This is a genomic window from uncultured Serinicoccus sp. (assembly GCF_947487915.1).
In the GTDB taxonomy this organism is placed as follows: Bacteria; Actinomycetota; Actinomycetes; order Actinomycetales; family Dermatophilaceae; genus Ornithinicoccus.
Window position 1 is genome coordinate 92,549 of the sequence record NZ_CANKYH010000009.1, and the last position, 12,419, is coordinate 104,967.

Here is a 12,419-nt window from a genome sequence, read left to right on the forward strand (position 1 = left end):
ACGCGGGAGCACTGTCCCGCGAAGATCGCCCTCACAGTAGAGAGCACGCGCCAGGAACACCAAACGACACGACGCGACGGACCCGTTCGTGACGTTCCCGTGACCGGCTAAGGGGTTCAGTGGGTCCCGAAGCCGACGCGCCCCTTCTCCTGCACACCGATCTCCACGTAGGCGATGGTCGCGGTCGGCACGATGATCATCTGACCCTTCTCGTCCTCCAGCTCGAGGACCGAGGAGCCGCTGCTGAGCGCCTCCGTCACGGACTGGCGGACGGCGGCCGGCGTCTGCGCCGACTCGAAGGTGACCTCGCGTCCGACGTCCCGGACTCCGATGCGGACCTCCACGGTGGGTTCCTCCCTCTCGAGTGGCAGTGGGTGCACCCCGGATGAGGGGCGGGGTTCAGCCTAGCCCGGGACCGAGACCACCCTGGCGCGCGGGGGCACCGCGCCGAAGCCACGCCAGGCGATGGTCGACAGCAGCTCCAGGACCCGTTCGCGGGTCAGGCTCCCTCGGCGGTCGTACCAGGCGACCGCGGCGGCCTGCGCCATCCCGGCCATGGTCGTCCCGAGCAGGACGCACTCGTCCCAGCTGAGCTCGGTCTCCTCCGCCAGCACCCGGCCCATGGACTCGCCGCAGGCCCGGCGGGTGCGCTCCAGGATGCTGGCCACGGAGGGTTCGGACGTCATGTCGGAGCGGAAGAGCACCGGATAGCCGGACGACGGCTGTTCGACGAACTCGAAGAAGCTGCTCAGGCACCCGGAGATCCGGGCCTGGTTGCCCCCGTCGGACGCGAGCGCGGCCTCGATCCGCCGGACGACGTCGTCGGCCACCGATTCCGCGATCGCGACGTAGAGGTCGAGCTTGCTGTCGAAGTGCTGGTAGAGCACCGGTTTGCTGACGCCGGCACGGTCGGCGATGTCGTCCATGGCGGTGGCGTGGTACCCCGACTCGGCGAACGCCTCCAGGGCGGCGCCGAGCAGCTGGGCCCGGCGCTCCCCTCGGGGCAGGCGCACTCGTCGTTCGGGGGTCAGGGGGCTGGTCACGGGGCTCCCTCCTTCTCGATCCTCCCATCGTAATCCCACCTGACCGCTCGGGGGCGGTCTGTCGGCGGCGGGTGATGTGATGGCCCCATGGCTCGACCGCAGACCGCACCCCCGACACCGCCGGGCGACGACCCGGACCAGCGTCGGGCCGTGGAGCACCGGGGTGGCGTGCTCCTCGTCCTGGGGGCCCCCGGCACCGGCCGCACCGGCGTCGTCGTGGCGCAGGCGCAGGCTCGGCTGCGCGAGGGGCTGGAGCCGGACCGCTGCCTCGTCCTCGCCGCGACCCGGCAGGGAGCCGGCCGCCTGCGCGCCGTCATCGGCCAGGACCTCGCGGCCACCCACACCGAGCCGCTCGCGCGGACCGCCGCGTCCCTGGCGTTCTCCGTGCTGCGGCTGGCGGCGGCACGCGAGGACGGGCCCGTGCCGCGGCTGATCTCCGGGGCGGATCAGGACGCCGTGCTGCGCGAGCTGCTCGCGGGGCACGAGGCCGACGGCGGTGGCCCACCCTGGCCCGAGGAGCTCGACCGGGCCCGCCGCACCGACGGCTTCCGGGCCCAGCTGCGGGACCTGCTCATGCGTGCGGTCGAGCACGGCGTGGGACGCGAGGACCTCGAGGTCCTGGCGCAGGTCCACGGTCGGCCGGAGTGGGCGTGCGCCGGCGCCGTGCTGGAGGAGTACGACCAGGTCACCGCCCTCGCGGAGCCCGGCAGCTACGACCCCGCCTGGATCACCACGGCCGCCGCGGAGGCGCTGGAGAGCGACCCCGACCTCCGCGCCCTGGTGCACCGTCGGGTGGGGGCCCTCCTCGTCGACGACGCGCAGGAGCTCACGGCGTCCGCGGCCCGCCTGCTCGACGCGGTGCGACCCCCGGGGGCGGACAGCGTGCTCGTGGGTGACCCCGACTCTGCCGTCCAGGGCTTCCGCGGTGCGGTGCCGGGCGCGTTCCTGGAGCTGGCCCGTCGCTGGTCGGGAGCGGCCGGGCCGACGGCCCTGACCCTGGGCACGCGGCACGGCGTGGCCAGGGACGTCGGACGGGCGGCCGACCGGGTGGTCGAGCGCATCGGCGTGGTGGGTGGCGGGGGCCATCGCCGACCCGCCGACGGTGGGCCTCCCGGGGCGGTCCGGGTCCACGTGACCCGTAGCTCGGCCCAGGAGGCGGCGCTGGTGGCCCGGTGGCTGCGGCAGGCGCACCTCCTCGACGGCGTGCCGTGGCAGGAGCTCGCCGTGGTGGCCCGCAGCCGCGCGCAGCAGGCCACCCTCCGCAGGGCGCTCGCCTCCGGGGGCGTCCCCGTGCGGGCGGACCGGTCGTCGGTGCCGCTCGGGTCGGACCCTGCGGTGCGTCCTCTGCTCCTGGCCCTGGACGTGGTGACCAGGGGGGCCGATGACGACCCAGGGTGGTCCCTCGCCCCCCAGGAGGCCGTCGACCTGCTGACCGGCGCCCTGGGAGGCCTGGACCCGGTAGGGCTGCGCCGGCTGCGCAGGCAGGTCCGGGCGGCCGAGCTGGCCGACGGCGGGAGCCGGGGCGCGGACGAGCTGCTCGCCCTGCGTCTCGGCGACCCGGACCTGCGACGGCAGGCCCCGCACGACGTCCCCGTCGAGCTGCTGGCCCTGCGGCGGGTGGCGGAAGTCCTGCAGGCCGGACGCGACGTCGTGGTGCCGCCCGCGCCGGGCGGGGCGCCGGAGGCGTCACCCGTGACCGAGCACCGACCGCGCGCTGTTCCTGGCCTCCTCCCGGGGCCGGACGAGGTCCTCTGGGCGCTCTGGTCCCGCAGCGGGCTGGCGAGGACGTGGTCCCGGCAGGCGCTCGCCGGAGGCCCCTTGGGCGCGCGGGCCGACCGCGACCTCGACGCGGTCCTCGTCCTGTTCGCCGCGGCGGAGGACCACGCGGACCGGCTACCGGGGGCCCGGGCCAGGACCTTCCTCGACACCGTGCGGGGCGCCGAGGTGGCGGCCGACACGCTGGTGGTGGGGGCCCAGCAGCCCGAGGCCGTGGAGATCCTCACCCCCCACTCGGCGGCCGGCCGCCGGTGGCGTCGGGTCGCCGTCGTCGGCGTGCAGGAGGGGGTCTGGCCGGACCTGCGGCTGCGAGACTCGCTGCTGGGGTCCCAGGCGCTGGTGGCTGCTGTCGAGGGCCGTCCGGTGACGGGCACGGAGGCACGGCGGCACGCACAGGCAGCCGTGCGCTCGGACGAGCTGCGCCAGTTCCACGTCGCGCTGACCCGTGCCCAGGAGGAGGTGCTGGTGACGGCCACGGCCAGCACCGACGACCAGCCCTCCGCCCTGCTGGACCTCGTCGACCCCGCGTTCCGCGACCGGCCCCCGGTGGAGGTGCCGCCCCCCCTCACCCTGCGGGGCCTGGCTGGTGAGCTGCGCCGCTGCGCCGTCCGGGCCCACCGTGACGGCGACCAGCCCGCTCGGACGGCCGCCGTCGAGCTGCTGGTGCGGCTGGCACGGGAGCAGGTCCCGGGGGCCGATCCGGTGGCGTGGTGGGACCTGCGGGAGCTGTCGAGCACGTCACCCGTCCAGCCGGAGGGGCCGGTCCGTGTCTCGCCCTCCCGGCTCCAGACGTTCCTGGACTGCGAGCTGCGGTGGTTCCTCACCTCGAGGGGAGCCGAGACCGGGGAGGCCACCGGCGCCGCGTTGGGGACCCTGGTGCACGACATCGTCGCCACCCGGCCCGACGCGCCGGCCGGCGAGCTGGTCGCCGAGCTGGACCGCCGGTGGCCCGACCTGGGTCTCGTGGACGGATGGGTCTCGGACCGCACCCGTCAGGACGCGCACCGCATGCTGGAGCGCTACGTCTCCTACGTCCACGAGGCCCGGGCCGCCGGGCGCGAGCTCGTGGGTGCCGAGCTGGACCTGTCGGTGGCGCTGCCACCCGGCGAGGGCGAGGACGCCCGGGAGCCCCGGCTGACGGGAGCGGTGGACCGCCTCGAGCGGCAGGCCGACGGGGCGCTCGTCGTCGCCGACCTCAAGACGGGACGCACCCCCGTCCCCCGGGCGGACGTGGACCGGCACGCCCAGCTCGCGGCATACCAGGTCGCGGTGTCGCACGGAGCCTTCGCCGACCTGGGTGCCGCGAGCGGGGGGGCCCGGCTCGTGCAGCTGGGGGCGCCGGGCAAGGTCGAGCAGTCGCAACCACCGCTGACCTCCGGGGACGACCCCCAGTGGGCGCTGTCCACGATCCAGGACGCCGCCACGCGCATGGCCGGGGCCGAGTTCACCGCCTGGGACCAGGAGCGGGCCTGCCGCCGGTGCCCGGCGCGGTTCGCCTGTCCGCTGCAGCCCGAGGGTCGCGAACGGTGAGCGGGTCGACCGGGCCCCGCTACTCTCCCCAGGACCTGGCGCTGGCGCTGGGGACCCCTGAACCCACCCCGGAGCAGGCGGCCGTCATCACCGCGCCCCTGCTGCCGGGCGTCGTCGTCGCCGGGGCAGGCTCCGGCAAGACGGAGACCATGGCCTCGCGGGTGCTCTGGTTGGTCGCCAACGGTCTGGTGGCACCCCAGGACGTGCTCGGACTGACGTTCACCCGCAAGGCCTCGGTGGAGCTGACGACCCGGCTCACGGGCAAGCTGCGACGGCTCCGGGAGGCAGGCCTCTGGTCCGGGGAGGCCGGCGCGGACGGTCCCGACGTGACTACCGGGCCAGGGGGCGGGGACGGGTTCGACCTCCCGACCATCTCGACCTACCACGCCTACGCCGGCCGCCTCGTCAGCGAGCACGGGCTGCGTCTCGGTGTCGAGCCCGACGCCGTGCTGCTCTCCGAGGCCGCCTGCTGGCAGCTCGCGCACGATGTCGTCAGCCGCTACGACGGTGACATGACGCCGATGGACCGGGCGCCGAGCACCGTGGTCCGCGCCGTGATCGCCCTGTCCGGCGAGCTCGGTGAGCACCTGGTGGAGCCGCAGGACGCCGAGCAGCTGCTGCTGGAGCTGGCGGAGCGCTACGAGGACCTGCCGCACGACGGCCGGCCCCTCAAGGCCGGGAGGGACCTCGCCGCGACCCTGCGTCGGCAGGCCTGCCTCTACCCGCTCGTGGTCTCCTACCGCCGCGCCAAGGCGGAGCGCGGGGCCCTGGACTTCGGCGACCAGATGGCGCTGGCCGCCCGGCTCGCCCGGGACGTGCCCGTGGTCGGTACCACGGAACGCAGCCGGTATGCCGCCGTGCTGCTGGACGAGTTCCAGGACACCTCCGAGGCCCAGCTCGTGCTGCTCACCTCGCTCTTCTCGGGTCTGGCCATGCCGGTCACCGCGGTGGGCGACCCGCACCAGTCCATCTACGGCTGGCGCGGGGCGAGCGCCACGACCCTCACCCGGTTCCCCGAGCAGTTCGCCGTCGACGGGCACCCGGCGCAGGTCCTGCAGCTGAGCACGTCCTGGCGCAACGACGAGATGGTGCTGGGCGCGGCCAACGCCGTGGCCGGGCCGTTGCGCGAGGAGACCGCGGTGCCGGTGGCCACGCTGCGCCCGCGTCCGGGAGCCGGGTCCGGGGCGGTGGAGGTGGCCCGCCTCGTCGACCACGTGGCGGAGGCCGAGCACGTGGCGGACTGGGTGCGCGTCCGGTCGGCCGGCGGGGCCACGGCGGCCGTCCTCTGCCGTACCCGCGCGCAGTTCGGGCCGGTCGTCGACGCGCTGCGCCGGCGCGGGCTGCCGGTCGAGGTGGTCGGCCTCGGCGGGTTGCTGGACACGCCCGAGGTCCTCGACCTGGTCGCCCTGCTGTGGGTGGCGCAGGAACCCACGCGCGGCGACCAGGTGATGCGCCTGCTCGCCGGACCGGTCGGGCGTCTCGGCGCGGCGGACCTGGACGCCCTGTGGGCCCGGGCCCGCGAGCTGGCCCGGGCGGCGGGTGGCGTGGTGGCCCGGGAACGCGAGCACGCGCCGGTGCTGGCCGAGGCCCTCGAGCACGTGCCGGGCGAGTCCTGGACGGGCCAGGAGGGGCAGCGGCTGTCGTCCCAGGGCCGCGACCGGGTGTCCTGGCTGGCCGAGGTGCTCCACCGGTTGCGTTCCCTCACCGGGCTCCCGCTGCCGGACCTGGTGTCCGAGGCCGAGCAGCTGCTCGGGCTGGACATCGAGGTGGCCGCCGACCCCGACCTGCACCCCACCTGGGGGCGCGCGCCGCTCGACGCTCTCGTCGAGGTCGCCGCCGGGTTCGACCACGGGGCCGACCGGGCCAGCCTGGGCGCCTTCCTGGACTGGCTCGACGCCGCGCGGGAGCACCAGCGGGGGCTGGAGGACGCCGAGACCCCGGAGCTGGCCGAGGTGTCGGTCGACGCGACGGCGGTCCAGGTCCTCACCGTGCACGCGGCCAAGGGTCTGGAGTGGGACGCGGTGGCGGTCCCTGGACTGGTCGAGGGCGTCTTCCCCTCGGGGCGGGTCACGCCGGAGCACCGGGACGGTCGATGGCACACCAAGGAGCGGACCGACAACGGGTGGCTGGCGGGCATCGGGCGCCTGCCGACCCCGCTGCGCGGTGACCGCGAGGGCCGGCCGGACCTGCCCTGGGCGCAGATCCCCGACACCCGAGCACTGCGGGCAGCGCTGGAGCAGCTCGCCCTGGACCAGGGACGCTTCGGCGTCCAGGAGGAGCGGCGCCTGGCCTACGTCGCGACGACGCGGGCGAGGCAGCAGCTGCTGCTGACCGCGCCCGTGTGGTCGACGGGCAAGCAGCCCAGGGTGACCTCCCGTTTCCTCGACGAGGTCAAGGGCCTGCCGGGGGCCGTGGTCGGGCCGTGGGCGGACATGCCCGACCCCGGGGAGGAGATGATGAACCCCCGCCTCGGCGAGCAGATGGCGGCGCGGTGGCCGGTCCAGCGCGAGGACCGACGGGAGACGGTCCGGGGTGTCGCGGCCGCCCTCGTCGCCGCGGGGGCCGTGGGTGGTCCTCCAGCGGGTCACGACGACGCTGCCACGGACCCCTGGGTCGAGACGGTCGACCTGCTGCTCGCGGAGCGCGCTCACCGGCACGCCCGTCGGGACGCCCCCCGGCTCCCCGGACACCTGTCCACGTCGGCGGTCGTGGCGCTGGCGACCGACCGTGAGGCATACCTGCGCGACCTCCGTCGCCCGGTGCCCGCGCCACCCCTGCCCCGCACGCGGGTCGGCACCCTCTTCCACGCCTGGGTGGAGCGGCACTACGCCGCGGCCACCCTCGTCGACCTGGACGACCTGGACACCGGATCCGACCCCGCCGACCAGGTGTCCGGGCTCGGCACGCTGCGGCAGCACTTCCTGGCCAGCGAGTGGGCAGAGCGGGTCCCCCTGGCGGTCGAGGTGCCCCTCCAGACGACGCTGGCGGGGCGCACGGTGGCGGGCCGCATCGACGCCGTCTTCGGCGACGCCGACGGGGGTGTCACGGTGGTGGACTGGAAGACCGGGACGCCCGGGAGCCCGGCCCAGCAGCGGGCTCGGACGGTCCAGCTGGCCGTCTACCGCCTGGCCTACGCGCGGCTGCGCGGGCTCCCGGTGGACCAGGTGCGGGCGGCCTTCTTCTACGCGGCGACCGGCACCACGGTCCGGCCACCACTGCCCACGGAGGCCGAGCTCGCTCACCTGCTGGACGAGGGCCCGCCGGTCACCGAGCAGGAGTCATCCGGCGATGGTCAGCGGTCCTGGCCCTCCTCCGAGGGCATGCCGTAGAGCTCGTGCAGCCGGGTGTCGTCGTCGAGGAGCTCCACGTCCTCCGGCGTGGCGTCCTGGCCCGGCGCGTCCGTGGCGTCGCCCTCGGGCGCACCCGGAGCGGGGGTGTCCACCGCCTCGGGGGTGTCGTCCTCAGGCGTGCTCTGCACCGCCGCCGGTGCCGTCCCGTCGGCCGGGTCACGGGGGGCGTCGTCAGGCCGCACGACGGGTACCTCCGTGGTGATGTCCGGGTCGTCGCCACGGTCTCCGGTCCCGGACGGCGTGTCCGGGACGGGACCCGGGGCCCGGTCGTCCGGATGCGGGTCCGGGTCGCCGTCGTCGAGATAGGGGTCGGGCCGGGCGACGGCGTCGTAGCCGTCGAGGTCGTCGTCCTCCTCGTCCAGCTCCCCGCCACCCTCCGGTGGCACGGAGTCGTCACGCTCGTCGCCGGACCAGGCGCGGCCCACCTGCGGCCCCTCGTCGTCCACGGCCGCCTCCTGCCCACGCTCCTCGGAGGGCCAGGGCCGGCCTTCCTCGAGCCCCGGTCCGGCCACCTGCGGGTCCAGCCCGCCGGTGGGTGCCGTCGGCTCCTCGCGCACCGGGTGGCCGGCAGCCGCGACCGCGGCCCCACCTGCGCGGGCGGTGGTCGGCACCAGGGAGTCCTCGTCCTCGGTCAGGCGGTCCATGCGGCGCAGCACCTCGACGACCCGACGGGCCGACTCCTCGTCGCCGGAGGCGACGTGCTGGGCCAGCCCGCGCAGCCGGCCGGTCTCGGACAGGAAGCGGGCCCGGGCGTGCAGGTAGGGGTCGGGGCGCTGGGCGCGAGCCAGGGCGTAGCTGTCGAGCACCGACTCCCAGGCTTCCGGGGACGCCTGGGAGTAGACCTCGGCGAGGTCGGTCGCCGGGTCGCCCACCATCGCCTCGTCCCAGTCGGTCACCGCCACCACGCGCCCGCTGTCGGCCTCGTCGTCGGCGAAGGTCACGACGACGGTGGCGCCACGGAAGGAGCCGTGCACCGGGGTGCTGGCGAACTGCCACAGGGGAGAGGCGTCGAAGGCCTCCTCCCACCGGCCGAGGAGCCTGGTGGGCACACGCCCCGTCTCGGCGGCGCGGTCCACCTCGGCGATGAGGCGCTGTCGCCACCCGGCGGCGTCGAAGGAGGGCACGTCCTGCTCCTCGAAGACCGCCGCGGGGATGTTGTGGATGGCGGCGACGGCGCGGCCGACGGCGTGCGCGAGCCCGGCCCCCGCCGGGAGCCGGGTGAAGTCAAGGGTGGCGCCCTCCACGTGGGGGTAGACGGCAGCGTGCCCCTCCCGACCGACCGCGGCGTAGCCGGCAGCGGCGGGCACCTTGAACGGGAGGTGCCTGGCGAGCTGGCGGACCAGCTCGTCGTTGCGGTGCAACCGCGCCCCGGCGATCGCGGTCAGGGGTGAGCGGACCAGCCACCGTCGACCGGTGGCGTCCTCGACCACGGCCTGCTCGAGCTCGGTCTCGGCCCCCCTCTCGACGCTCATCCGGGCCACGGTCACCGGCTTCATCCCCGGGACGGCGGCGCTCGCGAGGGCAGCGAGGGCCAGGTCGGTGCGCTTCACACCCCCCACCGTATGCCGTGTCCTCCACCCGGGGCGTCATTCCACCGGCACGTCCCGGAAGCGGCCCGCCCCCGGCGCCACGGCACCGTCAGTCCCGGGACCTACAGTGTCCGGGTGAGCGCTGCCGACGAGACCTTTCTGGACCTGGCCCTCTCCCGGTCCCGGGTGGACCGCCTCGCGCGGGTGCGGACCGACGGCACCGAGCTGGGGGCTCTCCTCCAGCGCCCGGGGACGCGCGTGCTCGAGCTGCGCGGGGACGCGGTCGCGGTCCTCCGCGACCCGGTACGACTGCGGCTGCGCGCGCCTCGCGAGGGTGACGCCGCCCACGAGCCGTGGTTCCTCGGCCGGGACGCCGGGGTCGACTACGTGGCGGTGACGGTCGAGCGCGCCACGGGGGAGGGCGGCGACCACGGGGACGGCCCCGAGGAGGTGACCTGGGTCGGTCTCCGGGAGGTCGGTGCCGACCTCGACGACCGCGACGCCGGGCTGCTCACGGCGGCGACCGCGCTGCGGGCCTGGCACGACCGCCACGGCCACTGCCCCCGGTGCGGTGCAGCGACGCAGGTGGTGCAGGGGGGATGGCTGCGCCGCTGCCCGACCGACGGGTCGGAGCACCACCCGCGCACCGACCCCGCCGTCATCATGGCGGTCACGGACCCGGACGACCGGCTCCTGCTCGCCACCGGCATACCGTGGCCCGAGGGGCGGTTGTCCGTCCTGGCCGGCTTCGTCGAGGCGGGCGAGTCCCTGGAGGCGGCCGTCGCCCGGGAGGTGGAGGAGGAGGTCGGCGTGCAGGTCGACGGTCTGGTCTACCGAGGCAACCAGCCCTGGCCCTTCCCCGGGTCGCTGATGCTCGCCTTCCGCGCCAGGACCGGGCAGACCCACCTCACGATCCAGGAGAGCGAGCTGCGGTCCGCGGCCTGGTACACCCGGGACCAGCTGGCCCAGGGCCTCCGGGAGGGCCGGTTCACCCTGCCCTCCCGGGTCTCCATCGCCCACCGGCTCATCGAGGAGTGGTTCGGCGGTCCGCTGCCGGGGCACGGCCCCGCGGTGCCCCGGTGAGCACCGCGCCGGACCCCGACACCATCCTGGACGGCCTCGACCCCGAGCAACGGGAGGTGGCGGCCGCCCCGCTGGGGCCGATGGTCGTGCTCGCCGGCGCCGGGACCGGCAAGACCCGGGCCATCACCCACCGCATCGCCTACGGGGTCGCGAGCGGCGCCTACCCTCCCGACCGGCTGCTCGCCGTGACCTTCACGGCACGTGCCGCGGGGGAGATGCGGACCCGTCTGCGCGGGCTGGGCGTCCGCGGGGTCCAGGCGCGGACGTTCCATGCCGCAGCCCTGCGCCAGCTGCAGTTCTTCTGGCCGCAGGCGGTCGGCGGGCCGCCGCCGACGGTCGTCGCCCACAAGGCCCCTGCGGTGGCGGAGGCCGCCGGTCGGCTCCGCCTGCGGCTGGACCGGGCCGCCCTGCGCGACGTCGCGTCCGAGATCGAGTGGGCCAAGGTCTCCATGCTCACGTCCCAGACGTACGCGGCGCGGGCCAGCACCCTGCGTCGGACGGTCGCCGACCTCGACGCGACCGCCATGGCCCGCCTCCTGGAGACCTACCACGAGGTCTGCTCCGAGCGCCACGTCATCGACTTCGAGGACGTCCTGCTGCTCACCGTCGGCATGCTGGACGAGCACCCGCAGATCGCCGCCGCGATCCACGACCAGTACCGCCACTTCGTCGTCGACGAGTACCAGGACGTCAACCCGCTCCAGCAGCAGCTGCTCGAGCTGTGGCGGGGGAGGCGTGAGGACGTCTGCGTCGTGGGCGACCCCGCGCAGTCCATCTACTCCTTCACCGGGGCCAGCGCCGACCACCTGCTCGGGTTCTCCCGGCTGCACCCGGGCGCCCGACGCGTGCGCCTCGTCCGCAACTACCGCAGCACCCCCCAGATCGTGCACCTGGCCAACCTGGTGCTGGCGTCGGGTGGTCGGCAGCGGGACACCTCGGCCGACCTGGTGGCACAGGCGGGCGACGGCCCGACGCCCGTCCTCACCTCCTACCCCGACGACGAGGCGGAGGCGGCGGGGGTCGCCGACGGGGTCCGGGCCCTCTTGGATGCCGGGCAGGAGGCCAGCGAGATCGCGGTGCTCTACCGCACGAACGGCCAGTCGGAGGTGCTCGAGAGTGCGCTCGCCCGCGCCGGGATCCCCTACCTCGTGCGCGGCGGCGAGCGCTTCTTCTCCCGCGCCGAGGTGCGCAACGCGATCGTGCTGCTGCGCGGGGCGGTGCGCTCCGACGACGGCACCCAACCGCTGGGCGACCAGGTGCGGCACGTCCTGGCGGGGGCCGGCTGGGCACCCAGGCCTCCGGAGGGCTCGGGCGCGGTGCGGGAGCGGTGGGAGAGCCTGCAGGCGCTGGTGCTGCTGGCGGACTCCCTCGCGGAGCAGGCCCCGGGTGCCCGGACGTCGGACCTGGTGGCCGAGCTGGACCGGCGTGCCCAGGAGCAGCACGCGCCGACCGTGCAGGGCATCACCCTGGCCTCGCTGCACGCCGCCAAGGGCTTGGAGTGGGACGCGGTCTTCCTCGTCGGGGCCAGCGACGGACTGCTGCCCATCACCCTCGCCGACACGCCCGCACGGGTGGAGGAGGAGCGCCGCCTCCTCTACGTCGGGCTCACCCGCGCCCGCCACCGGCTCACCGTGAGCTGGGCCGGGGCGCGCAGCCCGGGCGCCCGGTCGAGCCGCTCGGTCTCGCCGTTCCTCGCGTCCGCCGCGGGGGTCCTCGGGGCGGGTGCGCAGCCCGGGCGGCGGACGGCCGGCAGGCGCGAGGGGGGCCGACGCCCCCCGCGGCCCCCGCGAGCCTGTCGGTCCTGCGGCGCCGTCCTGGCGGCGGCGGGGGAGCGCAAGATCGGCCGGTGCGGCGCGTGCCCGCCCACCTACGACGAGGCGACCTTCACCGCGCTGCGGGAGTGGCGCCGCGGGGTGGCGGCAGAGGGCGCCGTGCCCGCCTACGTCGTCTTCACCGACGCCACCCTGGTCGCGATCGCCGAGCAGGTGCCGGCCGACCGCGACGCGCTGTCGCAGGTCTCGGGGGTGGGGGAGCGCAAGCTGGAGATGTACGGTGACGCGGTGCTGGGGATCCTGTCCGGCGCGCCCCCGACCACCGGCTGAGGGCGA

At 75.8% G+C, this 12,419-nt stretch carries 7 protein-coding genes; 4 read left to right on the plus strand and 3 right to left on the minus strand.

All coding sequences use genetic code 11. The features are described 5' to 3' along the window. Positions 1-116: 116 nt before the first annotated feature. Positions 117-344 carry a DUF3107 domain-containing protein gene (locus Q0795_RS13200; protein WP_298890332.1) on the minus strand — a complete coding sequence of 76 codons (228 nt, stop codon included), beginning with the start codon at positions 342-344 and terminating at the stop codon, positions 117-119. Positions 345-404: 60 nt separating this feature from the next. Continuing rightward, positions 405-1,043, minus strand: coding sequence for a TetR/AcrR family transcriptional regulator (locus tag Q0795_RS13205; RefSeq protein ID WP_298890334.1), 639 nt, complete (start codon positions 1,041-1,043; stop codon positions 405-407). An 87-nt stretch (positions 1,044-1,130) separates the two neighbouring features. On the opposite strand from Q0795_RS13205, the gene Q0795_RS13210 reads away from it, so the two are divergent. Together Q0795_RS13210 and Q0795_RS13215 are read left to right on the plus strand one after the other, a co-directional pair. Next, entirely contained in the window at positions 1,131-4,349 is a 3,219-nt protein-coding gene (locus Q0795_RS13210) for an ATP-dependent DNA helicase (RefSeq protein WP_298890336.1), read from the plus strand. Continuing rightward, positions 4,346-7,678: an ATP-dependent DNA helicase gene (locus Q0795_RS13215; protein WP_298890338.1), complete on the plus strand. Its 3,333-nt coding sequence runs from the start codon at positions 4,346-4,348 to the stop codon at positions 7,676-7,678. Before Q0795_RS13210 ends, Q0795_RS13215 begins: the two co-directional genes overlap by 4 nt. Here the strand turns inward: Q0795_RS13215 and Q0795_RS13220 are convergent. Continuing rightward, a complete protein-coding gene (locus Q0795_RS13220; RefSeq protein WP_298890340.1) occupies positions 7,642-9,249 on the minus strand; it encodes a phosphotransferase in 1,608 nt (535 codons plus the stop codon). The two genes, Q0795_RS13215 and Q0795_RS13220, sit on opposite strands and share 37 nt — an antisense overlap. 114 nt (positions 9,250-9,363) lie before the next feature. On the opposite strand from Q0795_RS13220, the gene nudC reads away from it, so the two are divergent. Together nudC and Q0795_RS13230 are read left to right on the plus strand one after the other, a co-directional pair. Continuing rightward, entirely contained in the window at positions 9,364-10,311 is a 948-nt protein-coding gene (gene nudC / locus Q0795_RS13225) for an NAD(+) diphosphatase (protein ID WP_298890342.1), read from the plus strand. Then, positions 10,308-12,413 carry an ATP-dependent DNA helicase UvrD2 gene (locus tag Q0795_RS13230; protein ID WP_298890344.1) on the plus strand — a complete coding sequence of 702 codons (2,106 nt, stop codon included), beginning with the start codon at positions 10,308-10,310 and terminating at the stop codon, positions 12,411-12,413. The genes nudC and Q0795_RS13230 overlap by 4 nt, the downstream gene beginning before the upstream one ends. Positions 12,414-12,419: the final 6 nt, after the last annotated feature.

Bases quoted from the DNA above. Each gene is read 5' to 3' on its own strand.
- Q0795_RS13210 (WP_298890336.1), top strand. From the start codon at position 1,131: ATGGCTCGACCGCAGACCGCACCCCCGACACCGCCGGGCGACGACCCG.